Source organism: Bradyrhizobium sp. SRS-191 (assembly GCF_024586915.1).
Taxonomy (GTDB): domain Bacteria; phylum Pseudomonadota; class Alphaproteobacteria; order Rhizobiales; family Xanthobacteraceae; genus Bradyrhizobium.
In genome coordinates, this window is sequence record NZ_JANBVS010000006.1 from 306868 (window position 1) to 332369 (window position 25502).

At 64.9% G+C, this 25502-nt stretch carries 25 protein-coding genes; 14 read left to right on the forward strand and 11 right to left on the reverse strand.

Going from position 1 to position 25502, the window contains the following annotated elements:
* Positions 1-21: 21 nt before the first annotated feature.
* Positions 22-1401: a sigma-54-dependent Fis family transcriptional regulator gene (locus tag NLR35_RS14005; protein WP_006614923.1), complete on the forward strand. Its 1380-nt coding sequence runs from the start codon at positions 22-24 to the stop codon at positions 1399-1401.
* A gap of 111 nt (positions 1402-1512) precedes the next feature.
* On the opposite strand, the gene NLR35_RS14010 is transcribed toward NLR35_RS14005, so the two are convergent.
* The 6 genes from NLR35_RS14010 to NLR35_RS14035 form a co-directional block, all read right to left on the reverse strand.
* Positions 1513-1668: a hypothetical protein gene (locus tag NLR35_RS14010; RefSeq protein ID WP_257167112.1), complete on the reverse strand. Its 156-nt coding sequence runs from the start codon at positions 1666-1668 to the stop codon at positions 1513-1515.
* A gap of 77 nt (positions 1669-1745) precedes the next feature.
* The gene (locus NLR35_RS14015; protein WP_257167113.1) at positions 1746-2321 is read right to left on the reverse strand and encodes a flavin reductase family protein; all 576 of its coding nucleotides are present in this window, start codon (positions 2319-2321) and stop codon (positions 1746-1748) included.
* Between the two features lie 14 nt (positions 2322-2335).
* Positions 2336-3196 (reverse strand): ATP-binding cassette domain-containing protein, encoded by an 861-nt coding sequence (locus NLR35_RS14020; RefSeq protein WP_257167114.1) that lies wholly within the window; start codon positions 3194-3196, stop codon positions 2336-2338.
* Between the two features lie 9 nt (positions 3197-3205).
* Positions 3206-4012 (reverse strand): aliphatic sulfonate ABC transporter permease SsuC, encoded by an 807-nt coding sequence (gene ssuC / locus NLR35_RS14025; protein ID WP_257167115.1) that lies wholly within the window; start codon positions 4010-4012, stop codon positions 3206-3208.
* Positions 4009-5184 carry an FMNH2-dependent alkanesulfonate monooxygenase gene (ssuD, locus tag NLR35_RS14030; protein WP_257167116.1) on the reverse strand — a complete coding sequence of 392 codons (1176 nt, stop codon included), beginning with the start codon at positions 5182-5184 and terminating at the stop codon, positions 4009-4011. Before ssuD ends, ssuC begins: the two co-directional genes overlap by 4 nt.
* 33 nt (positions 5185-5217) lie before the next feature.
* Positions 5218-6174 carry an aliphatic sulfonate ABC transporter substrate-binding protein gene (locus NLR35_RS14035; protein WP_257167117.1) on the reverse strand — a complete coding sequence of 319 codons (957 nt, stop codon included), beginning with the start codon at positions 6172-6174 and terminating at the stop codon, positions 5218-5220.
* Positions 6175-6558: 384 nt separating this feature from the next.
* On the opposite strand from NLR35_RS14035, the gene napE reads away from it, so the two are divergent.
* The 9 genes from napE to ppk2 all read left to right on the forward strand — a co-directional run bounded on the left by napE (position 6559) and on the right by ppk2 (position 15209).
* Complete coding sequence (gene napE / locus NLR35_RS14040) at positions 6559-6744, forward strand: periplasmic nitrate reductase, NapE protein (RefSeq protein WP_257167118.1); 186 nt, start codon at positions 6559-6561, stop codon at positions 6742-6744.
* A gap of 17 nt (positions 6745-6761) precedes the next feature.
* Positions 6762-7082, forward strand: coding sequence for a chaperone NapD (locus tag NLR35_RS14045; RefSeq protein ID WP_257167119.1), 321 nt, complete (start codon positions 6762-6764; stop codon positions 7080-7082).
* A 15-nt stretch (positions 7083-7097) separates the two neighbouring features.
* Complete coding sequence (napA, locus tag NLR35_RS14050; RefSeq protein ID WP_257167120.1) at positions 7098-9602, forward strand: nitrate reductase catalytic subunit NapA; 2505 nt, start codon at positions 7098-7100, stop codon at positions 9600-9602.
* 5 nt (positions 9603-9607) lie between these two features.
* On the forward strand, positions 9608-10078 hold the full coding sequence (locus tag NLR35_RS14055) for a nitrate reductase cytochrome c-type subunit (protein WP_257167121.1): 471 nt from the start codon (positions 9608-9610) through the stop codon (positions 10076-10078).
* Positions 10075-10737, forward strand: coding sequence for a NapC/NirT family cytochrome c (locus NLR35_RS14060; protein ID WP_257167122.1), 663 nt, complete (start codon positions 10075-10077; stop codon positions 10735-10737). Before NLR35_RS14055 ends, NLR35_RS14060 begins: the two co-directional genes overlap by 4 nt.
* A 220-nt stretch (positions 10738-10957) precedes the next feature.
* Complete coding sequence (locus NLR35_RS14065) at positions 10958-11752, forward strand: hypothetical protein (protein ID WP_257167123.1); 795 nt, start codon at positions 10958-10960, stop codon at positions 11750-11752.
* A 9-nt stretch (positions 11753-11761) separates the two neighbouring features.
* A complete protein-coding gene (gene thyX, locus NLR35_RS34305; protein WP_374940814.1) occupies positions 11762-12565 on the forward strand; it encodes an FAD-dependent thymidylate synthase in 804 nt (267 codons plus the stop codon).
* Positions 12566-12649: 84 nt separating this feature from the next.
* Positions 12650-13759 (forward strand): ATP-dependent RecD-like DNA helicase, encoded by a 1110-nt coding sequence (locus NLR35_RS14070; RefSeq protein WP_257167124.1) that lies wholly within the window; start codon positions 12650-12652, stop codon positions 13757-13759.
* A 331-nt stretch (positions 13760-14090) separates the two neighbouring features.
* Complete coding sequence (ppk2, locus tag NLR35_RS14075) at positions 14091-15209, forward strand: polyphosphate kinase 2 (protein WP_257167125.1); 1119 nt, start codon at positions 14091-14093, stop codon at positions 15207-15209.
* A 27-nt stretch (positions 15210-15236) separates the two neighbouring features.
* Here the strand turns inward: ppk2 and NLR35_RS14080 are convergent, their stop codons facing one another.
* The gene (locus NLR35_RS14080) at positions 15237-15494 is read right to left on the reverse strand and encodes a hypothetical protein (protein ID WP_257167126.1); all 258 of its coding nucleotides are present in this window, start codon (positions 15492-15494) and stop codon (positions 15237-15239) included.
* A gap of 252 nt (positions 15495-15746) precedes the next feature.
* On the opposite strand from NLR35_RS14080, the gene NLR35_RS14085 reads away from it, so the two are divergent.
* The 3 genes from NLR35_RS14085 (at position 15747) to NLR35_RS14095 (ending at position 21171) form a co-directional block, all read left to right on the forward strand.
* The gene (locus NLR35_RS14085; protein ID WP_257167127.1) at positions 15747-17141 is read left to right on the forward strand and encodes a hypothetical protein; all 1395 of its coding nucleotides are present in this window, start codon (positions 15747-15749) and stop codon (positions 17139-17141) included.
* A 268-nt stretch (positions 17142-17409) separates the two neighbouring features.
* Positions 17410-19632, forward strand: coding sequence for a glycosyltransferase family 41 protein (locus tag NLR35_RS14090; protein ID WP_257167128.1), 2223 nt, complete (start codon positions 17410-17412; stop codon positions 19630-19632).
* Positions 19633-19995: 363 nt separating this feature from the next.
* Positions 19996-21171: a TAXI family TRAP transporter solute-binding subunit gene (locus tag NLR35_RS14095; protein WP_257167129.1), complete on the forward strand. Its 1176-nt coding sequence runs from the start codon at positions 19996-19998 to the stop codon at positions 21169-21171.
* Between the two features lie 14 nt (positions 21172-21185).
* On the opposite strand, the gene maiA is transcribed toward NLR35_RS14095, so the two are convergent.
* The 3 genes from maiA to NLR35_RS14110 all read right to left on the reverse strand — a co-directional run bounded on the left by maiA (position 21186) and on the right by NLR35_RS14110 (position 23164).
* Positions 21186-21857, reverse strand: a complete 672-nt coding sequence (maiA, locus tag NLR35_RS14100; RefSeq protein ID WP_257167130.1) for a maleylacetoacetate isomerase — start codon at positions 21855-21857, stop codon at positions 21186-21188.
* 84 nt (positions 21858-21941) lie between these two features.
* A complete protein-coding gene (locus tag NLR35_RS14105) occupies positions 21942-22457 on the reverse strand; it encodes a cytochrome family protein (RefSeq protein ID WP_257167131.1) in 516 nt (171 codons plus the stop codon).
* A 359-nt stretch (positions 22458-22816) separates the two neighbouring features.
* Complete coding sequence (locus tag NLR35_RS14110) at positions 22817-23164, reverse strand: MerR family transcriptional regulator (RefSeq protein WP_257167132.1); 348 nt, start codon at positions 23162-23164, stop codon at positions 22817-22819.
* Positions 23165-23249: 85 nt separating this feature from the next.
* Here NLR35_RS14110 and NLR35_RS14115 point away from each other — a divergent pair, with 85 nt between their 5' ends.
* Entirely contained in the window at positions 23250-24260 is a 1011-nt protein-coding gene (locus NLR35_RS14115; protein WP_257167170.1) for an NAD(P)-dependent alcohol dehydrogenase, read from the forward strand.
* Between the two features lie 209 nt (positions 24261-24469).
* On the opposite strand, the gene NLR35_RS14120 is transcribed toward NLR35_RS14115, so the two are convergent.
* Entirely contained in the window at positions 24470-25396 is a 927-nt protein-coding gene (locus NLR35_RS14120) for an alpha/beta hydrolase (RefSeq protein WP_257167133.1), read from the reverse strand.
* Positions 25397-25502: the final 106 nt, after the last annotated feature.

A 25502-nucleotide genomic window follows, 5' to 3' on the forward strand; every position in this document is an offset into this window, starting at 1 on the left:
GCGGCCGAATAGGAGACCACCATGCGGCTTCTCATCGTCGGAACGCTGAAAGGGCAACTGACAGCGGCCACCAAGATCGCCATGGAGAATGGCGCCACCGTCACCCATGCCGAGGACAACGAGCAGGCGATGCGCGTGCTGCGCGGCGGCAAGGGCGCCGACCTGCTGCTGGTCGACGTCGCGCTCGACATCCGCGATCTCGTGATGCGGCTCGACGCCGAGCACATCCACGTGCCGATCGTCGCCTGCGGCATCACCAGCGACGCCCGCGCCGCGGTTGCCGCGATCCATGCCGGCGCCAAGGAATACATTCCGCTGCCGCCGGACCCTGAGCTGATCGCTGCCGTGCTGGCCGCCGTCGCCAATGACAGCCGCGACCTCGTCTATCGCGACGACGCGATGGCCCGGGTGATCAAGCTCGCGCAGCAGATCGCGGGGTCGGATGCCTCGGTGATGATCACCGGCGAATCCGGCACCGGCAAGGAGGTGCTGGCGCGCTACGTCCACACCCGCTCGGCCCGTGCCAAGCGTCCCTTCATCTCGATCAACTGCGCCGCGATCCCCGAGCATCTTCTGGAGTCCGAACTGTTCGGCCACGAGAAGGGCGCCTTCACCGGCGCGGTGGCGCGCCGCATCGGCAAGTTCGAGGAGGCCAATGGCGGCACCCTCCTCCTCGACGAAATCTCGGAGATGGACGTGCGGCTGCAGTCGAAGCTGTTGCGCGCCATCCAGGAGCGCGTGATCGACCGCGTCGGCGGCACCCGTCCCGTCCCGGTCGACATCCGCATCATCGCAACCTCGAACCGCAATCTGGCCGATGCCGTGCGCGAAGGCACGTTCCGCGAGGATCTGCTGTTCCGGCTCAACGTGGTCAACCTGAAGATCCCTCCCTTGCGTGAGCGTCCCGCGGACATCCTGGAGCTGGCCCAGCACTTCGCACGCAAATATTCCGAGGCCAACGCAGTGCCGCTGCGGCCGATCTCGGCGGAGGCCAAGCGCATCCTCACCACCAACCGCTGGCCGGGCAACGTGCGCGAGCTGGAAAACACGATGCATCGCGCCGTGCTGATGGCGCAGGGCGACGAGATCGGACCGGATGCGATTTTGACCCCCGACGGCGCCCGCCTCGACATCGGCAAGACCCAGCCGGCCGTCGCCCATGCGACGATGGCCGCCGAGCAGGTCACGCGCGCCCTCGTCGGCCGCACCGTCGCCGACGTCGAGCGCGACCTGATCCTGGAAACCTTGAAGCACTGCCTGGGCAACCGGACTCATGCGGCCAACATTCTGGGAATCTCGATCCGCACCTTGCGCAACAAGCTCAACGAATATGCCGACGGCGGCGTCCCGATCCCGCCGCCCGGCGCCGGCGAGACGCCGCGCATGCCGAGTGCGGTGTAGTCTGACGGCGATCCCTCGTCTCGTTGCAGCGGCGCGCTCATCCCTGAGCGCGCCGCTTGCTCATTGAAACACCGATGCACGTATGCTCCACCGGCTACCGAGCCGTCCGCCTCACGAATAGTTCGGCGCCTCGGGATTGCGGAAGATGTGGATGGGATCGCCCGGGGTGAACTCGCGCTGCGTCAACGTCGCATAGGCATAGAGCGCCAGATACAGGATCGCGACCGTGCCGATCGCGTAGAGAGCCCAGGTTCCGATCCGTTTCATGATTTCCGCTGCCGCCGCCGACAACGGCTTTTACGGCGTCCGCCCGGTGGACGCCAGCGCAGGCGCCGCCGAACGTATTACGGCGTCAACCGTGGGTCGGGCACGCTGAAGGCGGCGAGCCGGCCGAGATCGTCTTCGCGATCGACCCCGACATAGCTGCCATGCCAATAAGCCAGAGCCGCCGACTGCGGCGCGACGTCGATATGGACCACCTTGCCGATCACGATGGCATGGGAATGCCGCTCGATGATCTCCTCCACCTCGCAGTCCAGCGTGGCGAGCGCGCCGACCAGCAGCGGCACGCCGGTGACCCGCCTGCGCCACTCCGCGCCGGCGAAACGCTCGGCGCCGCGCAGGCCGCCCTTGCCCGCGAAGCGTTCGGCCACGCCGATCTGGTCCGCCGCGAGCAGATTGGCCCCGAAAACCCGCTCCCGCTGCAGGATCGGCCAGGACGAGGCGTTGCGGTTGAGGCTGACGATGATCGAGGGCGGATCGACCGCGAGCGACGACAGCGAGCTGACGGTCATGCCGGTGACCTCGTCGCCCCGTCCGACGGTAATGACACTGACGCCGCCGACCAGTTGGCGCATCGCAGAGCGGAAATCCGGCTGAAGCGCCGTGGCATCAGGCATGTGGCGGATGATGGAGTTCATTGCGTTGATCTTTCCTACCCCGCCGGGCCCGGTCCAAGCAACTGGCCCAGGATCGAGCCTTCCAGCGCCGCGAGCTCGGCGGAGCCGCGCTGGCGGGGGCGCGGCAGATCGACCGTGATGTCCTCGGCGATCCTGCCGTCGTCGATGACGAGAACCCGGTCCGCCAAAGCCACGGCTTCCGCCACGTCATGGGTGACCAGGATTGCGGTGAAGGTTTGATCGGCCCAGACCCGCTCCAGCAGCCGCTGCATGGCGATCCGGGTCAGCGCGTCGAGCGCGCCGAGCGGCTCGTCGAAGGCCAGGAGCCGCGGCCCGCTGACCAGCGCGCGCGCCAGCGCCACGCGCTGCTTCTGTCCGCCCGACAACACCGACGGCCACTGGTCGCGCTTCTCGGCGAGGCCGACTTCCTCCAGCGCCTGTCGCGCGCGCTCATGCGCGCCGGCCGATTTGCGGTCACGGCCGAGCCCGACCTCGACATTGGACAACACCCGCGCCCAGGGCAGCAATCGCGGCTCCTGGAACATGACGCGGACGTCCTCCGCGCGCGCCTCCGTCTCGCCGAAGCTGATCGTGCCCGACGTCGGCTTGTCCAGGCCTGCGATCAGCCGCAGCAGCGTGCTTTTGCCGCAGCCGCTCTGGCCGACGATGGCGACGAACTGGCCGGCCGGAATCTCCAGGTCGATGCCGCGCAGCACCTCGTTGTCGCCGAACGCCTTGCGGAGATCGCGGATCACCAGCGGCAGGCCGCGCGTGTCGGATTTGGCCGGGCTCACGCTGGGCTTCCTCTGAGGGCGGAAAGCCTCAGCATGGCTGATGACGCCGGTACCGTCGATAGCTTCGGACCGGGACACGGGAAGTCGGAGCACTTGCTGCATTGACTGACCTCAATGTTTGCTGAACGCCGGATGCCAGGACAGCGTCAGCCGCTCCAGCAGCCGCGAGGCGCTATCGGCGACCTTGCCCAGCAGGGCGTAGATCAGGATGGAGAGCACGACGACGTCGATCTGCATGAACTCGCGCGCCTGCATCGCCATGTAGCCGAGGCCGGAGGACGCCGCGATCGTCTCGGCGACAATCAGGGTGAGCCACATGATGCCGAGCGCGAAGCGCAGGCCGACGAAGATCGACGGCAGCGCGCCGGGGAAGATCACGCGGCGAAACAGCTCGCCGTCGGTCATGCCGTAGACGCGGCCCATTTCAATGAGTTGCGGATCGACGGTGCGAATCCCGTGCAGCGTGTTCAGGTACACGGGGAAGAACACGCCGAGCGCGACCAGAAACAGCTTGGCGCTCTCGTCGATGCCGAACCACAGGATGACCAGCGGAATCAGCGCCAGATGCGGCACGTTGCGGATCATCTGCAACGTCGTGTCGGTGAGCTTCGACGACAGCTGCGACAGGCCGTTGGCGAGACCGAAGGCGAAGCCGATGCTGCCGCCGATCAGAAAGCCGATCGAGGCGCGCCAGAAGCTGACCCAGATGTTGCGGCCAAGCTCGCCCGACCACAACAGCTTCCAGCCCGCGCGCGCGACATCGCTCGGCGCCGGCAGCACGCGCGGCGAGACGAGGCCTGCGACCGAGGCCGCCTGCCAGATCAGCAGGATCGCGAGCGGCACGAGCCAGGGCAGCAATCCATCCGCCTTGGGCACGGCGAGCTTGCGGACCTTGGGAAGACTTTCGATCAGGCTCATGACTGCGACGCCCGCTGCAGGGGACGGTGCTCGTTGGCGATGGTCTCGCCGAACGGACCCGTGTTCGCACGGAGCTTGGTGACGTTGCCGCCCTGCTCCACCGCATTCAGGCCGAGCTTGGGGAATACCAGCTCGGCGAAGCGGTAGGCCTCTTCCAGATGCGGATAGCCGGAGAGGATGAAGGTATCGATGCCGATGTCCTGATACTCGCGAATGCGCGCCGCCACCGTATCGGGATCGCCCACCAGCGCAGTGCCCGCGCCGCCGCGCACCAGGCCGACACCGGCCCACAGGTTCGGGCTGATCTCGAGCTTGTCACGACGTCCGCCATGCAGCTGCGACATGCGCTGCTGCCCGACAGAGTCCATCCGTGCGAAGATCTTCTGCGCCGAGGCGATGGTGTCGTCGGTGACGTGCTTGATGAGATCGTCGGCTGCGGCCCACGCCTCCTCGTTGGTCTCGCGCACGATCACGTGCAGACGGATACCGAACGACAGCTTGCGGCCGCGCTTGTCGGCGACGGCCTTCACTTTGGCGACCTTGGCGGCGACATCCGCCGGCGGCTCACCCCAGGTGAGATACTTCTCGACCGTGTCGACCGCGACGTCGATGCCGGCATCCGACGAGCCGCCGAAGAACAGTGGCGGGCGCGGCGACTGCACCGGCGGAAACAACAACCGGCCGTCCTCGACCGTGATGTGCTTGCCGGAGAAGTTGACGGCCTCGCCTTCCAGCAGCTTGTTGTAGACGGTGAGGAACTCGCGAGTGACCTCGTAGCGCTCCTCATGCGACAGGAAGATGCCGTCGCCCTTGTTCTCGACCGGATCGCCGCCGGTGACGACGTTGACGAGTAGCCGGCCATTGCTGACACGATCGAGCGTCGCGGTCATCCGCGCGGCCACCGCCGGCGACTGCAGACCGGGGCGCACCGCAACGAGATAGCGCAGCTTCTCGGTGAACGGCGCCACGGCCGACGCCACGATCCAGGAATCCTCGCAGCTGCGGCCGGTCGGAATCAGCACGCCGTAATAGCCGAGCTGGTCGGCGGCCTGCGCAATCTGGCGGAGATAGTTGAAGTTGACCTCGCGGCCGCCCTGCGACGTGCCGAGATAGCGGCCGTCGCCATGGGTCGGCAGGAACCAGAGGACGTTGGGCTTCGAAGCGTTACTCATGTCGTCACTTTCAGATTGAGGTCGCGATCGGGATCAGGTGGACGGCGTCCACTTCCAGACGATGTCGGCGACGTTGACTTGTTTCGGAATGAGCCCGACGCGGGCGAAGCGATCGGCCACCGCCTGCTGGCTCTTGATGATCTCGTCGTCGATCGGCACCACGCTGTAGACCGAGCGGTCGACGAAGCGCTTGACCGCCTCGAGGTCGACGCCGGTCGCCTCGGCCTGCGCCTTGGCGACCTCCTCATGGTGACTGTTGGCCCACACGCCCTCGGCGGCGAACGCCGCGTTGAGCTTGGCGACCACGGCTGGATATTTTTCGACGAAGTCGCTGCCGACGATGTAGAACGAGTTCGGCTTGTGCACGTCCTTGTCCCACGCAACGACGCGCGCGTTCTCCTTGAGCTCGGCGAGCGCGAGATACGGATCCCAGATCGACCATGCGTCGACCGAGCCCTTGACGAAGGCGGCGGTCGCATCGGCCGGCGCGAGTGGCGCGGGCGTAATGTCGCTCCAGGCAATGCCCGCCTTCTCCAACGCGGCGACGAGCAGATTGTGTGCGCTGGAGCCCTTGCCGAAGGCAACGCGCTTGCCCCTGAGATCGGCCAGCGTCTTGATCGGCGAGTCCTTGGGCACGATGATCGCCTGGCTGCTGCCGTTCTGCTTCACAGCCGCGGCGTAGCGGATCTTGGCGCTTGCGGCCTGGGCGAAGATCGGCGGCGCGTCGCCGACATAGCCGAAATCGACGCTGCCGACATTGATGGCTTCGAGCAGCGGCGGGCCAAACTGGAAGTCGACCCAGACGATGTCGACGCCGAGAGGCTTGAACGCGGTCTCGATCGTGCGGCGCGCCTTCACCGCGGGAAAGAAGCCGCCCTTCTGCGTGCCGATGCGGATCTCCTTCGGCCTGTCTTCCGCGCGGAGCGGCGCCGCGCAGGCGACCAACGCAGCCGATGCCAAAGACAGTTTCAGAAAGTCACGACGCTCCATTGCCCTCTCCGCTCCGCTTGCGCATCCGCGTTGATGCGATGCGAAGGATGATGGTGGCGGGCCGCGCAGGTGTCGAGCACTCCGAAAAAAAAGCGATGCCGGTCCTGTCCTTGCGGCGGCCGAGGGGACGTTCATGTCGACGCTGGCGCGCAAAGCAGCGAGAATTTCTCGGAAGGAAGGATGCGATCACGCGCCTTCACGGCTCATCAACCACGATGGTGATCGGGCCGGTCCGAATCCTGAGCAGACGGTGCGCGGCTGTGGACCCGGTTCCCGCGCCTTGATCCACGTCAACGCGGGTTCCGCCTACTTGCCTTAGTCGGAAGACTAGGCGCGGCCCGGATGCCGCAAACCCTCCCGTACCCCATAGCAGAGAATTCTCTCATGTCGCTCGTTGGCAGCGATGCGAACGCGCGTGCGCGTCGCAGACGCATGGAAGTTTTTGCCTTCCTGTTCCTTACCGCCGTGATCATGCCCGCGCTCGCGGTGGCCACCGTCGGCTCCTACGGGCTGACGGTGTGGGTCTACCAGATGATGGCAGGCCCCCCCGGCCCGCCCGCCGCGCACTGATCGGAAGGACGTCTCCCATGCTCAATCACCGCACCTCCTTCGACCGGCGCGCGCTCATCACCGGCCGCGTGCTGACCGCCGAGCCCGTGGTCGCGCCGCCCGCGGGCGAGATCGCCAGCATCATCGTGCAGACCCGCCCGGATCAGCTCGACCGCGTCGCCGCCGACGTTCTCGCGCTCGACGGCTGCGAGATCCACGGCCGGGACGAACGCGGCAAGCTGATCGTCGTCGTCGATGCGCCCGATGCCGGCGCGCTCGGCGCCACCATGAACCGCATCGGGCTGCTGCCCCACGTGCATTCCGCCTGCCTCGTCTTCCACGCCATCGACGCCGGCTAACACCACGAGACTCCCATGACCGACATGAAGATCGATCGCCGCCAGATGCTGAAGCTGGAAGCCGCCGCGATTGCCGCAGCCGCCGCCGGCATGCCCGCGGCCGCGCGCGCCGCCAACCTCGTCACCGAGCGCGAGCAGAGCGAACTGAAATGGGACAAGGCCGCCTGCCGCTTCTGCGGCACCGGCTGCAGCGTGATGGTCGCGACCAAGGACAACCGCGTGGTCGCCACCCATGGCGACATCAAGGCCGAGGTCAATCGCGGGCTGAACTGCGTCAAGGGCTACTTCCTGTCCAAGATCATGTACGGCCATGATCGCCTGACGCATCCGATGCTGCGCAAGACCAACGGCAAATACGACAAGAACGGCGAGTTCACGCCTGTATCGTGGGACGAAGCCTTCGAGATCATGGCGCAGAAGTACAAGGACGCGCTGAAGAAGCGCGGTCCCTCGGGCGTCGGCATGTTCGGCTCGGGCCAATGGACGATCTGGGAAGGCTACGCGGCGTCAAAACTGTTCAAGGCCGGATTCCGCTCTAACAACATCGATCCCAATGCCCGGCACTGCATGGCCTCGGCCGTGGCCGGCATGATGCGCACCTTCGGCATCGACGAGCCGCCCGGCTGCTACGATGACATCGAGGCCACGGACGCGTTCGTGCTGTGGGGCTCCAACATGGCGGAGATGCATCCCATTTTGTGGACCCGCGTCACCGACCGCAGGCTGTCGGCGCCGCATGTCAAGGTCGCCGTGCTCTCGACGTTCGAGCACCGCTCGTTCGACCTCGCCGATGTCGGCATGGTGTTCAAGCCGCAGACCGACCTCTACATCCTCAACGCCATCGCCAACCACATCATCACGACAGGGCGCGTCAACAAGGACTTCGTCCAGGCGCACACCGTGTTCAAGAAGGGCCAGACCGACATCGGCTATGGGCTGCGGCCCGAGCATCCGCTGGAGAAAAAGGCCACCGGCCGCACCAAGGCCAACGATGCCACCGACATCTCGTTCGACGACTACGCCAAGTTCGTCTCCGACTACACGCTGGAGAAGGCCGCCGAGATGTCCGGCGTGCCGTTGAACCGGCTGCAGGCGCTCGCTGAGCTCTATGCCGATCCGAAGACCAAGGTGGTCTCGTTCTGGACCATGGGCTTCAACCAGCACACCCGCGGCGTCTGGTGCAACAACCTCGTCTACAACATCCATCTGCTGACGGGAAAAATCGCCGAGGCCGGCAACAGCCCGTTCTCGCTGACCGGCCAGCCCTCCGCCTGCGGCACCGCGCGCGAGGTCGGCACCTTCTCGCACCGGCTGCCCGCCGACATGGTCGTCACCAACAAGGAGCATCGCACCAAGGCCGAGCACATCTGGCAGCTGCCGGAGGGCACGATCCCCGACAAGCCCGGCTATCACGCCGTGCTGCAGAGCCGGATGCTGAAGGACGGCCTGCTCAACGCCTATTGGGTCCAGGTCAACAACAACCTCCAGGCCGGCCCCAACGCCAACGAAGAGACTTATCCGGGCTTCCGCAACCCCGACAACTTCATCGTCGTCTCCGACGCCTATCCATCGGTCACCGCGCTCGCCGCCGATCTGATCTTGCCGACCGCGATGTGGGTCGAGAAGGAAGGCGCTTATGGCAATGCCGAGCGCCGCACCCAGTTCTGGCACCAACTGGTGTCGGCGCCGGGCGAGGCGCGCTCGGACCTGTGGCAACTGATGGAGTTCTCCAAGCGCTTCAAGATCGAGGAGGTGTGGCCGGAGGAGCTGATCGCCAAGAAGCCGGAATATCGCGGCAAGACGCTGTTCGACGTGCTCTACAAAAACGGCCAGGTCGACAAATTCCCGGTCGACCAAATCGAGCCAGGCTATGCCAACGACGAATCCAAGGCGTTCGGCTTCTACGTCCATAAGGGCCTGTTCGAGGAATATGCCTCGTTCGGCCGCGGTCACGGCCATGACCTGGCACCGTTCGAGGCCTACCATAAGGAGCGCGGCCTGCGCTGGCCCGTGGTCGACGGCAAGGAGACGCGCTGGCGTTTCCGCGAAGGCTCGGATCCTTATGTGAAGGCCGGCACCGGGGTGCAGTTCTACGGCTTCCCGGACGGCAAGGCGCGCATCTTCGCCCTGCCCTACGAGCCGCCGGCGGAATCGCCCGACAAGGACTACCCGTTCTGGCTGTCCACCGGACGCGTCGTCGAGCACTGGCACTCCGGAACCATGACCCGCCGCGTGCCCGAGCTCTACAAGGCGTTCCCCGAGGCCGTCTGCTTCATGCATCCCGATGATGCGCAAGAGGCAAACTTGCGGCGGGGCGATGAAGTGAAAGTCGCCTCGCGGCGCGGCTTCATCCGCGCCCGCGTCGAGACTCGCGGCCGTGACAAGCCGCCGCGCGGGCTGGTGTTCGTGCCGTGGTTCGACGAGTCCAAGCTCATCAACAAGGTGACGCTCGACGCCACCGATCCGATCTCGCTGCAGACCGACTACAAGAAATGCGCCGTGCGCATCGAGCGGGTGTGACCGACATGATCAAGAAACTTGCCATGATGCTGCTCGCGGCCAGCTTGGCGGCCGGCTCGAGCACCCTGCTCGCCCAGAGCGTCTCATCGTCATTGCGTGGTCCTGCGCCGCTCAATGAGGAAGGGCCGGCGCCGCCGATGCAGCCAACCAAGAACACCGCCGAGAAGGAGGTGCGCAACTATCCGGAGCAGCCGCCGGTCATTCCGCATTCCATCGACGGCTATCAGGTCGACATGCAGGGCAACAAATGCCTGTCCTGCCATGCCCGCGCGCGCACCGCGGAATCCAAGGCGCCCATGCTGTCGATCACCCACTTCATGGATCGCGACGGCCAGTTCCTCGCCTCGGTGTCGCCGCGCCGCTACTTCTGCACGCAGTGCCATGTGTCCCAGAGCACAGCCACGCCCCCCGTCAGCAACGACTTCGTCGACATCGACACCGTGCTGTCGCACGACAAGCCGGGTGCCAAGCGATGAGCAGCGCCGACATCCCGCAGGGGACGGGAACGCCGGCCCCGGAAAAACGCCTCGGTCTGGTCCGCCGCGCCTGGCAGTTCGTACTCGATTTGATCGACGTGCTGCTGAAGCCGAGCTCGATCTTTGGCCTCGGCGTGCTGGTGCTCGCCGGCTTCGTCGCCGGCGTGATCTTCTGGGGCGGCTTCAACACCGCGCTGGAAATCACCAACACCGAGAAGTTCTGCACCGGCTGTCACGAGATGAAGGACAACGTGTTCGCCGAGCTGAAGACGACCGTGCACTTCTCCAACCGCTCCGGCGTGCGCGCGTCCTGCCCCGATTGCCACGTGCCGCACAACTGGACCGACAAGATCGCGCGCAAGATGCAGGCGTCGAAAGAGGTCTGGGGCCATCTGTTCGGCTCGATCAACACCCGCGAGAAGTTCACCGACCGCCGGCTGGAGCTGGCGCTGCACGAATGGGCGCGCTTCAAGGCAAACGACTCGCTCGAATGCCGCAACTGCCACAGCGCCCAGTCGATGGACATCACCAAGCAGTCGCCCCGCGCCGTCGAAGCCCACCAGCGCTTCCTGTTCACCGGCGAAAAGACCTGCATCGACTGCCACAAGGGCATCGCGCACCATCTGCCGGACATGCGAGGCGTCCCGGGCTGGCAGTAGGCTTTGCTCACCCTCCCCGCGGTAGCCGGACAGCGATCGTGGGCCAGCGGGGAGGGGCCCTTCCGGGCCTCATTTTCCCCAGTTGCCTCTTCGCTGGGATCTCCCGATGTGTCAAAAGATCACAATGTTTGCAACTATTTGGGCCATAGTAGCCACGTGGCCTTGTAAACCTTAAGCTGCAATGTAAGGGTTCCAATCATATTTGGCTAAAGGACCCGCGATGCCGCTTATTGTTGATCGACAGTTAAGACAACTGATTGCTGCGACGCCTGCCGTCCATCCGAAACAAGGCATAGTCGCTCCGCTAGCGAGTGCAACAAGCATCGAAGTCGGCAAGTGGAACTCGAAGATCCAGCCTGCATCTCTCGACCTAACGATTGGTCGTATACTTCTGCCGATCGACGATACTTCGGACGAAGCTGTCCATGCCGAGACAAGCTTATCGCTTGATCAAGGAGAAACGGCTGTCGTGGAGACCCACGAATATCTTTCAATGCCACGAACCCTGGCCGCAATCGGCTTTCCCCCGGCAAATGTCTCTCGCGCAGGCCTACTCATGACAAATCCTGGACATATCGATCCAGGATTCGGGGGGCGTCTCAAGTTCACCGTCATCAACCTAGGAAAAAAGCCGATTCAACTCGTCAGCGGTCACCCCATTTGTACGCTGCTGTTCTTTGCAATCGACACGCCCGATTTTGCCTACGACCAATTGGATTCGACCGAAAAGCCCGAAGCTCCATCGGAGAGATCATTGCTCGCGACGCTTTCCAAAGACTTCCTGAACGTCAACGAGCGAATTCAGGACAGGGTCACGGCCAGTTTGTGGAAAGCCCAATTTGGCTTACCAATTATAGGCGTCCTTTCGGCTGTGATCTTGACCATCATCACCAGCATAACTGCCTCCTGGTTGAGTGGCGTGAGTGAGCTGCGCACCAAAGTTGAAGGACTCGAAAAATCCCTTTCTGTTAAAGACCTTACAGGTCGAATTGAAAAATTGGAGCAGAAGAAATAGATAAAGAGGATGAATACACCATTCCCCAAGACACAATTCGCAGACGATACAAGCTTTGTATACAGCCCAGAGCTGTCCGTTTTGGCACGATCCCAACTTTCATTATCGGACGAGAATATTTTTGCTCGGTTTGGATCTTTTCCTCGCGCGGAAAACGTTTCTTACCCAATTGAACGTATCGTCGAGATCGCAGGTCGGACTTGCTATCTTTCATTCTCCAACCCCTCCGGCAGGGATACTGGCGAGTACATCGAGAACCTTGTTAGACAAGGCCATGAGAGCGTCCTGGAGCATGTGTCATGGACCTTTTTGCTCTCTGGCGTCTCTCGAGCGTTCACGCACCAGTTGGTGAGGCATCGCGCCGGCTTTTCTTACAGCCAGCTATCCCAGCAATATGTCGATCATCGCGCGATCCGATTCGTAGTACCTGCTGAGATTCAAAGCCAACCAGGTTTGCTTGCTTCCTGGAAGGGTACCGTACTTGCTCAACGAGGCGCTTACATTGAGCTTGTAGAGTCTTTGAATCGATTGCCGTCGCCCCTCAAGTCGCGAGAGAAAATTCGGTCGATGCGTTCCGCGGCACGAAGTGTGCTACCAAACTGTGTTGAAGCCGTCATAGCTGTTACGGCAAATGCTCGCTCTTGGCGACATTTCCTCGACGTAAGAGGTGCTACAGAAGGGGACGTCGAAATGCGACGCGTCAGCGCCTTACTCTTGCACTTATTGAAGCAAGACGCTCCCAACATGTTCTCTGACTTTTCCCAGGCGTCTCTTTCGGACGGTTGGCCGATCGTCCAGAAGATAGTTCGGTGAGAAATGAGACTCGCTAGCCAAGCTAAGCCTAGCACGATGCGCTTCCATGCTTGATTGCGACATTGCAATGGCTCATTTTGAGCCATGACCACTTTCTCCCCGCATCAGGACTCCGCCCTCAAGGCCGTCGCCGACTGGCTGAAGGCGAAGCCGGGCAAAACCGGCACACCCCAGGTGTTCCGGCTGTTCGGCTATGCCGGAACCGGCAAGACCACGCTGGCCCGCCACATCGCCGAGGGCGTCGATGGCGAGGTCAAGTTCGCGGCCTTCACCGGCAAGGCCGCGCTGGTGATGCGCAGCAAGGGCTGCGACAACGCCTCCACCATTCACTCGCTGATCTACCGCGCCCAGGAGACCGGCGAGGAGCAGCCGAACTTCGAATTATGGGACGATGCGCCGGCGTCCAAGGCCAAGCTGATCATCATCGACGAATGCTCGATGGTCGACGCCGATCTCGGCCGTGACCTGCTGTCCTTCGACTGCCCGCTGCTGGTGCTCGGCGATCCCGCCCAGCTGCCGCCGGTCAAGGGCGGCGGCTTCTTCACCGACAGCGAGCCGGACGTGATGCTGACCGAGGTGCATCGCCAGGCGCAGGACGATCCGATCGTGCGGATGTCGATGGACGTGCGCGAGGGCAACACGCTCGACATCGGCCGCTACGGCGAGAGCGAGGTGGTGGAGCGCCGCGAGCTCGATCCGTCGCGGGTGATGGAGGCCGACCAGGTGCTGGTCGGCCGCAACGCCACCCGCCGCGCCTACAACAACCGCTTCCGCCAGCGCCTCGACATCGAGGACGCCCTGCCCGTCGCCGGCGACAAGCTGGTCTGCCTGCGCAACAACCGCAAGAAGGGCCTGTTCAATGGCGGCCTGTGGCGGGTGAAGTCGCGCGCGACCTCGAAGTCCAAGATCGTGACGATGCGGGTGGCGCCCGAAGAGGATTTCGGCCGCAAGGTGACGAAGGTCTCGGTCCGCGGCGAATGCTTCGCCGGCGGCATCGAGGACATCCCGTGGGAGCAGCGCAAGCCCTATGACGAGTTCGACTACGGCTACGTGCTGACCGTGCACAAGTCGCAGGGCTCGCAATGGGACGACGTCGTGCTGTTCGACGAGAGCTTCGCCTTCCAGGAAAGCCGCGCCCGCTGGCTCTACACCGGCATCACGCGCGCCGCGAAGCGGCTGAGCATCGTGGTGTGAAGCTACTGCGGCCTTGACCAACCAAGTGCACCGTCATTCCGGGGCAATCGTCAGCGCGGAACGCGCTGGCGATTGAACCCGGAATCTCGAGCTTGTTAGCACCGGACGCAAGCCAAACTCGGGATTCCGGGTTCAAGGCCTGCGGCCTTGCCCCGGAATGACGGCGCGGTTGGGCTGATATCAACCATCATCTCGAACGAGAGCGGTATCGCCCTGCCTTGTTCCTGCAAAGCCTGCGACCCGTTGATCCAGGTCAACCTGTCGCAGCGCGCTTGGCGGATAAAAATCGATTCACATGTCTGTACGGCAACAGCAGTCGGGGCGGAATCGCATGGCAAACTCCAAGGGCACTAAGAGCGGCGCGGGCAAGAGCAGGCGCGCGAGCGCCACTACGCGCGTCGCGCGCAAGCAGTCTGCCGCGACGCTCGATCCGATCGCGCAGTCGCTGGTCGACGAATCGATGCAGGCGGCGCGGATCACCGAGCTGTCGGCGTTCGAAAGCGTGCTGAACGGACCGCCGGCGCTCGATGCCGACAGCGCGCCGGTGAAGGCGATGCTGGATGGCGCGTCGCCCGACGATGCCAAGCTGATGCGGGCGCTGATCGACGGCAAGGCCAAGCGCGACAAGCGCCACACCTCGGACGAGCTCTCCGACACCTGGCGCCACGGCGGCTATCCCTACAAATACCGCATGCTCCGCAAGGACTATGAGGAGCAGAAATTCGTTCTGCAGACCGAGCTGCTTAAGCTGCAGAACTGGATGAAGGACGCGCGACAGCGCCTGGTTCTGCTGTTCGAAGGCCGCGACGCCGCCGGCAAGGGCGGTGCCATCAAGCGCTTCATGGAGCATCTCAACCCCCGCGGTGCCCGCGTCGTGGCGCTCGACAAGCCGAGCGATGTCGAGCGCGGCCAGTGGTACTTCCAGCGCTATGTCGAGCACCTGCCGACCGCGGGCGAGATCGTGCTGTTCGACCGCTCCTGGTACAACCGCGCCGGCGTCGAGCGCGTGATGGGGTTCTGCTCGCAGGCCGAATATGACGAGTTCCTGCGTCAGGTGCCGGAGTTCGAGCGCAACCTCGTGCGCAGCGGCATGCATCTCATCAAGTTCTGGTTCTCGGTCAGCCGCGAGGAGCAGCGCCGCCGCTTCAAGGAGCGCGAGGCGCATCCCTTGAAGCAGTGGAAGCTGTCGCCGATCGACACCGCCTCGCTCGACAAATGGGACGACTACACCCGGGCCAAGGAGGCGATGTTCTTCTCCACCGACACCGCCGACTGTCCGTGGACGGTGATCAAGTCCGACGACAAGAAGCGTGCGCGGCTGAACGCGATGCGCTGCGTGCTGCACTCCCTGCCCTACGCCGGCAAGGACGTCTCGCGCATCGGCCATGTCGACGACCTCATCGTCGGCCGCGCCAGCGTCATCCACGAGCGCGAGGAGCACGCGAGCTGAGACGAGCGCCGGCGTCACGCCGGCCCGTCATCGGCGGTGTGGCGGCCGGTCGTCGGCAGGAGGATCGACCGGCGTCGGGGCCACCGGCGCCGCGCCCTGGGCGCGAACGAGGCCGAGGCGTCCCGCCGGGGTGAGCGCGCCGCCATTGAGCACGTCGCGATTAGGATACATCGCCTGGAATGCAGCAGGCTCCTGCTGCCCCCAGAACCAGCCCTGCGCCGACGCCGGCCCAGCCGCCATCGCCGACAGCAGCAAGGCTGTCGCCACGATCTTCGAGGATGTCATGATTGTCTCCGATCTCTGCGGTGCGGAGCTCGCGTCTTGTTGCAGAGGGGTCTCACCGGGGGATCATTCCCGCCGGAGGCGCGATCGCCGGATCGCTCGTGAAGATGAGGCGAAAAGCCCGGTCTAAATTCCAGGCGACGCCATCACGACCACGCGACCGCTACAATGTGTGAACTGGCTCATCTTTTGCGCGATTGATGGCTGATAATAATCCATTGGTTGAGTCGATGACGTCTTCCGATGGAGGTCCATTTGAAACAAAAACTCATTGCATTGACTGCGCTGGCCTTGCTGCCTGGCGCGCTCGCACAGGCCCAGCAGGCGGAGACGTCGGCCGGTCCCACCGTCAACGGCCGCCAGTTCACGCCGCCGTCCTACGTGTTCAGCCCCGACATCCCGGCCGACCTGGTGACGCAGAATGTCGGCGCGATCGGGCTGCAGGTCTATGTCGACAACATGGCCTGGGATTCCTTCATCGCGCTGAACTGGCCTGCGCCGAACCCGATCGTCGAGCGCGGCGTGCCGGACCGCGAGAACGTGATCGGCGGCTTCACCTACATGACCGAGGGCGGCAAGAAGACGATGCCGACCGGGCCGGTGGTGTGGGAGACCTACAAGGATTCCGACGACATCTATCTCGATCCGCCGGTCAAGCCGGCGCCGTTCGACGCCGCCGAGCGGATCCCGCCGCAATGCCTGATCCAGGCCAGGGAGAATCCGGCCGCGGCGCGCCGTACGTTGGTGCGCACCGCCAAGATCAGCGACGTCCTGATCGCCGGAGACAAGGAGGCTGACGGCAACCGCCTCGTCGACCAGAACGGCCAGAACGTCTGGTATGAGGTCAAGCTCAATCGCGTCTATTACGACTACGTCGTCACCAACAAGTTCTACGACAGCCGCAACCAGAGCGGCGCCAAGATCGCCTTTCCGGCCTCCTCCAACACCACCGACCGCTCCGCCACGGTGAAGGTCAAGGCGGCATGGAAGGTGATGGGCGGCCCCGGCAGCAAGCAGCCCGACGACGCCACCCGCTTCTACACCACCGACGCGCTGGTGTTCGATCCTGACACCAAGCGCTGCGATGTCCGAAAGCTCGGTCTGGTCGGCCTGCATGTCGTGATCAAGACCGACCAGATGCCGCAATGGATGTGGGCGACGTTCGAGCAGGTGGACAACGCGCCGACGCAGGGCCAGACGATCCCGGCCGGCGCCAAGTACAACTTCTTCAACCCGGCCTGCACCGACTGCAAGGTCAACCAGCCGCCGGCCAAGGGCTCGAACACGCCGACCCAGGTGATGCGCGTGATCCCGCTCGAGGACGTCGCGGCACAGAAGAGCGTGATCTATCAGACCGCGCTGAAGACGCTGCGCTCCGACAACGTCTGGCAGTATTACCGGCTGGTCAACGCACAATGGGCCGGCAAGGGTGTGCCGATCGGCACGCCGACCCAGCCGCCGTTCCTCGCCAACACCACGCTCGAAACCTACATGCAGACCGCGCAGCAACCGAACGGCTGCATCAACTGCCACGGCAAGTTCGCCGGCACCAAGGACCTGGACTTCCAGCTGTTCGATGCCTATCCGCGCAAGTCGAAGCAGTTGATCGACCTGTTCCGCGTCCCCGGCGCGACGGCGATGAAGCCGTAGCGGGCCCGCTTCGAGCAGCATCCATCCGGTGGCGGAGCGGCTCCCGCTCCGCCACCGCGTTAACCAATTGCTAACCATAAACCGGCCAAGCTTGCCGCATCGCGCTGCGCGTGGCCGGCCGGCGGACAACCTGTCCGACATGTCTGGCCGCGCGGCTGCCGGCACGACGCCGCGATCGGCTCACCCTGCGGACCCGCGGGGCGATCCCTCGACGCGGCGACAGGTCGTTTCGAACGCGACACCGCTAAGTCCGCCCGGAGAATGAGCTTTGAGCACCGTCGGTTCGCGCGCCTTCCAGAAGGCACGGCAGGAAAAGAAGCAGAAGAAGCTGGTCGAGACGCAGCTGGCGGCGGCCTTTACGGCGTTCCGCGCCGGGCGCCAGGCCGACACGCAGGCGATCTGCGCCAAGCTCCTGCAGGAGGTGCCAAGCTGCTTCGACGCCATGCATCTGCTCGGCGTGTCGCTCGTCTCTTCGGCCCGATTCGCCGAGGCCACCACGTTCCTGGCGCAGGCCGTCGCGCTCGAACCCGGTTCGGCCGACGCGCACTCCAATCTCGGCTGGGCGCTGGTCAATTGCGAGCGCTTCGAGGAGGCGCGCGCCGCGCTGGAGCGATCGCTGGCGCTGCGGCCGAATGCGCCGATCACCCTGCGCAACCTGACCATCGCGCTGCTGCGCCTGAAGCAGGGCGAGGCCGCGCTCGCGGCGGCGACGCGAACGCTAGAGCTGAAGCCGGACGATGTCGATTCCTGGTGCAACCGCGCCGTCGCCGAGCTGATGCTGCGGCGCTGGGACGGCGCCGCGGCGAGCGCCGAGCAGGCGCTGGTGTTCAACCCCACCCATTTCGAGGCGCTGGTCAACAAGGGGCTGGCGCATCTCGAGCTGCATCATTTCGAGCAGGCCGAAGCGACCTTCAACGCAGCCCTCGCCGCGCGGCCCATGCATGCCGAGTTGCTGGCGCATCGCGGCCGGCTCTACATGATCTCCGGACGCACTGCGGAAGCCGAAGCCGACTACGACCGCGCGGTCGCGCTGGACCCGAAGCTGCAGGTCGGCTGGCAGGGCAAGGCGCAGATCAGCATGCTCAACGGCAACGTGGCGCAGGCCATCGCGGCCTGCAAGCGCGTGCTCGATACCAATCCGAAAGCCCAGGTGGCGCTGACGCTGCTCGGCGCCTGCCGCGGCAAGCTCGGCGACATCGCCGGCGCCATCGCGCAGTTCGACCAGGCGCTGGAGGTGCAGCCGGACTACGACGAGGCCATCACCAAGAAGATCTTCTATCTCGACTTCCTGCCCGGCGCCGACTTCGCCGCTCAGCAGGCGGCGCGGCACTATTGGTGGGTCGCGATCGGCTCGAAATTCGCGCGCCGCACGCTTGCGCCGCGCTCGCTCGATCCTATCAGGCGCATCGTCGTCGGCTATGTCTCGGCGGATTTCCGCACCCACTCTGCGGCCTTCGCCTTCCTGCCGGTGCTGCGCGGACACGACAAGACGCAGGTGCAGGTGAACTGCTACTCGACCTCGCCGCGGCACGACGCCTTCACGGCCAACTTCAAATCCATTGCCGACGTCTGGGTCGAGGCCGTGAACCTCTCCGACGACGAGCTCGCCGACCGCATCCAGGCCGACGGCGTCGACATCCTGGTCGATCTCTCCGGCTACACCACGGGCATGCGGATGCCGGTGTTCGCGCGCAAGCCGGCGCCGATCCAGGTCACGGCCTGGGGCAGCGGCACCGGCACCGGCCTCGCCACCATGGACTACTTCTTCGCCGATCCGGTCACGGTGCCCGAGAGCGTCCGGCCGCTGTTCGCCGAGCATGTCTACGATCTGCCGTCGGTGATCACGATCGATCCGCTGCTCGACGTCACGCCGTCATCGCTGCCGATGCTGCAGAACGGCCACGTCACCTTCGGCGTCTACAATCGCATCGACAAGATCTCCGACGAGGCGATCGTGCTGTGGGCGCGGCTGCTCGCGGAGGTGCCGGACGCGAGGCTGGTGATCAAGCATCTCGCGCTCAACGATCCCCTGGTGCGCGACGGCCTGATCGGCCGCTTCGTCAGCCGCGGCGTGCCGGAAGCGCGCCTCGCCTGCCTCGGCGCCAGCGAGCGCAGCGAGCATCTGAAATCCTACGAGCGCATCGACATCTCGCTCGATCCGTTCCCGCAGAACGGCGGCATCTCCACGTTCGAATCGCTCTACATGGGCGTTCCCGTCGTCGCCAAGCTCGGCGCCGGTGCGGCCTCGCGTGCGGCAGGGGGCATCCTGACCGCCGCGGGGCTCGCCGACTGGGTCGGCGACGACGACGACGGCTACATCCGCATCGCCAAGACCTTCGCCGCGCAGCCCGAGTTCTTGTCGAAGCTGCGGGCGGAGCTGCCCGGCATGGTCGCGCGCTCGCCGGCCGGCGATGTCGCCAACTACACGCGCTGTGTCGAATCGGCCTATCGGCAATTCTGGCAGGGCTATTGCGCGAAGGCCGGCGCCTGATCGCGCGCGAGCCGGCCGCATCAGTTGTGAGCCGGTCCGATCGCAGATCGCACGACCGCGAGGCTGCGCCTGATCCCGTGGCGTCCCAACTACAACCGCTGGCTGCACAAGTTCCCACTGTGCCATTTTGACATGGAGCAAAATGGCGACGCCGCGATGTTGCCATCAGCGCGCCCAGCCTGCCGCAGACGGGGCGCAATCAAGCCTATGGCTTTTTGGTGGCGAAGCTGCGCCTTTCCGCCGGCCGAACTGCTACCAACCGGCGAGTAGTAGACCAGCATCATCGGGCAAGGAGATAATACGAAAGAAGAAACAGATCGGGCCTCGCGATTGCAGTGCGGCCTGCAATGGAGGACATGGGGCATGAGGACTTGGGGCACGCGGGTCGCGTTGTTGAGTTGCGTCGTTGCAACGGGATTGAGTCTCGCGGCATCGCTCCTGCCCGCCGCTGCCCAGACCGTGAAGCCGGCCAAATCGGCCACCGCCGCAGCCGCCGGAGAAGGCGGCAAGCTGCAGGAATCCAACGAATGGACGGTCGGCATTGCCGGCGGCCTGCTTGAAGGCACCAACATCCGTTTCGCCGCAGAGATGGCCAAGGTGCTCGACGACCGGCCGAACCTGCGCGTGCTCCCGATGGTCACCTACGGCGCGCTCGGCAACATCGAGGACCTGCTCTATCTGCGCGGCGTCGACGTCACCATCACCTCGGCCGACGTGCTCGACGAGTTCGTCCGCAACGGCACGCTCGCCAACATCAAGAACCGCATCCGCTACATCTGCTCGTTCTACATCAACGAGATGCATGTCTATGTCCGCCCGGAGATCAAGACGCTCGAGGATCTCCAGGGCAAGAAGGTCTCGTTCAACACCGTGGGCAGTGCGGCCAACCTCACCGGCGGCATCGTGTTCGACCGGCTCAAGATCGGCGCAGAGAAAGTCTTCATCAACAATTCGGTGGCGCTCGAGAAGATGCGCACCGGCGAGATCGCCGGCGTGGTGCACGTCACCGGCAAGCCGACCGACCTGTTCGCCAAGTTCAAGCCCGAGCCGGGCTTTCATTTCCTGTCCGTGCCGTTTGCGCGCAGCCTGCAGGACTATTACGTGCCGACCAAGCTGACGTCGCAGGACTATCCCAACCTGCTCAAGCCGGGCGAGACCGTCGAGACCATCGGCGTGCCGCAGGTGCTGGCGGTCTATAACTGGTCGCCGGAGACCGAGCGTTATCGCCGTGTCGCGCGCTTCGTCGAATATCTGTTCAAGCGCTTCGATCAGTTCAAGCAGCCGCCCTTCCACCCGAAGTGGAACGAGATCAACATCGCCTCCTCGCTGCCCGGCTGGACCCGCTTCCGCGCCGCCGAGGAGTTGCTGGTGAGCAGCCGTCCGCCGGAGACCGACCTCGCCGTCAAGCAGCAGTTCAACGAGTGGATGAGCGCCAGGAACGCGACCGGCGGCCGGCGTCTCAGCGACACCGAAGCCAAGGCCCTGTTCGAGCAGTTCCAGGGCTGGATGAAGCGCGAAGGCGATCAGCCGGCGCGCTAGCGCCGTCGACGGGCTTATGGCGCGACGGGCTTGCGGCGCAGCGCCTCAGGCGTGTCCGGCTGCGCCAGCGGATGGGCCGACGCAAACGCCGGCAGCGCCAGGGCCGCTTCGTAGACGCGCTTCACCGTCGGCGCGGCAGCGAGGTCGAGGCCCTGGTTGAGCACGAAGGTGACGTGGCCGGCGAGACAGATGTCGGCCGTCGTCGGCGCATCGCCATGGGCGAAGCGGCCGGTCGCGGAATGGCCCGCGAGCTGCGCCTCGACGGCGCCGAGCATCTCGGCGGCCCAGTGCCGAAGCCAGGCGGCGCGTGCCGCGCCGTCGGCATGCAGCACGTCGGTGAGATAGCGCTGCACCCGGGGCGTCGTCAGCGGATGCGCATCGCAGGCGATCATCGCCGCCAGCCCCCGCACCCGGGCGCGGCCCTTGGCGTCGCCGGGCAGCAGCGCCGGACCGGGACACGCCTCCTCGAGATAGTCGAGAACGGCCAGCGACTGCGTCAGCACCGTGCCGTCATCGAGCACCAGCGCCGGCAGCGCCATCTGCGGATTCAACGCCGCATATGCATCGTATCGATGCTGCTGCCGGTCGATATCGACGGCGACCTGCTCGTAGTCGACGCCCTTCAGGTTGAGCGCGATCCGCACCCGAAAACTCGCAAGCGAGCGCCAGAACGAATAGAGCTTCATGCAGGCTCCTCAGAGGACGGTTGAAAGACGATTAGGCCGTCTCACGATCAACGCCACCGATCGTGCCTCGCCGTCCGCCCGCTGTCACTCCTTGGCCGGCGTAAACTCCTGATCGGCCACGCCGGCCGCCTGCGGCACCTTGATCGCGACCACAGCGCGATTGAGCGCCTGGTGACATGAGTTGCAGGCGGCAGTGAGGTCGGCATAGGACTGCTCGAAACGGCCGATGTCCTTCTGCTTGATCGCCTGCGCCAGCGCCTCGAACGGCTCCTGGGTCACCGCTGCATTCATCTCGGCGAACGAGTTGCCCTCGACCAGCGGCTGCGCCCGGCTGACACGGTTGAACGCCCCCTTGAGATTACCGAGCTCGTAGGCACTGAACGCCCAATTGCCGCTGTGAGCGGCGAGCCAGAGCCGGATGTGGCGCGGCTGGATCGTCGCAATCATCAGGTCGCTGACGGTCGGCACATAGGCGGGGGCGGGGGCCGGCGCCGGCGCTTCCGCGCGCAATCCGGCGACGGTCGCGAGCGACGCAAGCCCGGCAAGGCCTGCAGCCGCAACTTTCAGCCGCACGCTGTGGCGGAGCTTCTCGGAAGGCATTTATGTGGTCTCCAGATTAATTTAGAATACTTCTAAAGAAGGCCAATACCGATCGCAAATCGGTTTCCGTGATCGCAGCGATCAGAAAAACTTGATGGCGCGGGCCGGACGACGCACACGATGCCGACGCATTGTGCAGGCCCGCCCTGCCGGCGCGATATCAAGGACAGCCGCTCTTGCACGCCGGGGGCGCGGGCGATCTTCTGCAATATTGCTCGTTGCGCGCCAAAGCCGCGCGTCATCACGACGAGGCAGGGGCCGTCATTCGCCTGCCCTGTGCGCGTTCAGGGACTCGCGCTCAAGGCCGCCATCTTCGATCGATCCGGCGCCTGCGACGTCCGACATGCGATAGCCGGCGATCAGTTCACGCTAGATATGAAGCCTGCGAGAATCGTCCGGCTCTGGCTGAGGGCCTCGATGCGTTGATCGATGAGGCCGACCTGCTGCGCGAGTATTCGTCGCAAATTGTCGCAAGGTCTGAAATCTGGACGGTTGTTGCGCACGCACGGGAGTAACTGCTTGATCGTCTCCAGCGTCATCCCGGCGGAGCCGAGCACCTTGATCCGGCGAACGGCTTCTTCGTCCGCCGTACCGTAGTCGCGATAACCGGACGACGTTCGTTGCGGCGCAAGCAGGCCTTCGCCCTCGTAGTAGCGCAGCATCCGGACGCTGACCCCCGTCCTTCGAGAGAGCTCGCCGATCTTCATCCGAAAACCTCTTGACCCTGACAGCGCTGTCAGACCTTACAGATCGTGCTCGCCCAAGTGGAGTCCCCTTGTGCTGGGAGCAACGATGAAAACCTATCATTTGAATGGCCACGCAGGTGCGGGGCGCCTGGTGCGCACCGACCTCATCAAGCCCGAACCTGCCAGTGGCGAGGTTCGCATGCGGGTCGAGGCGGCAAGCCTCAACTACCGCGACCTCCTGATCCTTGACCGAGCAGGCCAAGGCGGGTTCGACGGCCGCGTTCCGCTGTCAGACGGCGCAGGCGTCGTTGATGCGGTAGGCTCAGATGTCGTTCGATGGCGCCCCGGTGACCGTGTGGCCGCATCGTTCTTTCGCGATTGGATCTCCGGGCCGTTCAAGTCGAGCTATATTCCGTCATCGCTCGGCGGCAGTACGATGGATGGCATGCTGGCGGAGTACGTCGTGCTGCCGGCGACGGCGCTGGTCTCCGTGCCTGACCACCTCACGTCGATCGAGGCCGCGACGCTGCCCTGTGCCGGCGTGACGGCTTGGCACGGCCTGATCACACGTGGTGGAATGGGCAAATCCGCCACGCTGCTGGTCCAGGGCACCGGCGGCGTCGCCCTGTTCGGCCTTCAGTTCGCAGCCGCATTGGGCGCCCGCGCGATCGTCATCTCGTCCTCGGATGAAAAGCTCGCGTGCGCCCAGGCGCTCGGCGCATCGATCTTGATCAACTATCGCGACACGCCCGATTGGGATGTGGCCGTGATGAAAGCCACCGACGGCGAAGGCGCCAGTCATGTCCTCGAGCTCGGCGGACCCGGCACCTACGACCGCTCGCTGCGCTCGGTCGCCTCAGCCGGCAAGATCGTTCAGATCGGCGTCTTGACCGGGTTCGGCCCGAAGCCCGACCTCGCCCGCCTGCAATGGGAGAATGCAGACATCATCGGCGTCACCGTCGGCTCGGTCGAACATTTCACGGCCATGACTCGCTTCCTGAGCGAACACGCGATCCATCCGGTCGTCGATCGGGTCTACGACTTCGACGACGTTCCCGAGGCGTACGCCCAGCTCCGGTCCGGCTCGCATGTCGGCAAGATCGTCGTGAGGCTGTAGGCACGTGGGCTGATCGCCGGGGTCATCATGGCGAGAACAGGCGTCTTCCCGCGATGACGAAGCGCTCTTGCCGTGAGCAGAGGCTTCGGCGTCAACTTCATGCGCGATGTCACGGCGACGACGGGAAGCGCGGCACCCTGCGCCCAGCTTGAACAAATTGGGTGCAGCGTCACCGTCGTGCCGCACGGACAGTGCGGACTCGATCAACGTCACTTCGCACCGATCATCCTGCGCAGCCAGCCATCGACAATCGCCGTGGCTGGATGGCTGGGATCGCCGAGTTCGCGGTTGATCTCCATGTGGCCACGCAGGCCGGTGCCACCCACAGCCGCGACCTCAGCCGGCGTCCCAGCCTGCATCAGCGCCGCGCCGAGCGCCTCGGACTGCGCCTTGCCGTCGGCGCGGTCGACATGGAGGATCAGGAAAGCCGGCGCATTGGGCTTGGCGGCCTGCAGGGTCGGCGACAACGCGCGCTGGCGCACCGGGTCGGTGCCGAATGCCTGAAGATAGGTGTCGAGCATGAAGCGGCCGCTGTCGGCGAGCTGCCGCGCCACGTCGTAGCAGGCGCCATCCAGCGCAACGATGCCCCTGACGTCGCGCAGCGACAACCCGGCCGCGGTCAGATAGCGCGGATCGGTCCCGACCAGCGCGACGAGATGCGCACCGGCGCTGTGCCCCATCAGTACGATCCGCGAGGGATCGATCCCCAGCCGCCCGGCATTGTTGCGCAGCCACGCCAGCGCCGCAGCCACGTCAGCCGCCTGCTGCTCGACGGTCGCGGCCGGCACCAGCCGATAGTCGATCGAGGCAAACGCGTAGCCCTGCGCGAGCAGATGCTCGACCTTTGCAGCCCCGGTCGCGTTGCGCTTGTCGCCCCGCTTCCATCCGCCGCCATGCACGAACACGACCAGCGGCGCCGCCGTGCCGCCCCTCGCCTGCCAGACGTCGAGCTTCTGCAGCGGATCGGCCCCATAGGCATATTCGGTGGCCGGCCCGATCTGCCCCTCGGCCTCGCGTGCCGCCATCCGCGCCTGCAGCCGCTCGAGGAAGGGACCGGCGCTGGCCGGCAACAGCGAAACGGGCTGCACAAGCCCCAAGCTCGCGACTAACAGAACGGCAAGTGTCGAACGCAACATCGAGAGCTCCATCGTCGTCAAACGATAGCAGCACGTGTTGCTTAAAGAAGGCCGCACGCAGCGTTGTTACAAAATGTCACGAACGATGACGCCCGCGAAACTACGG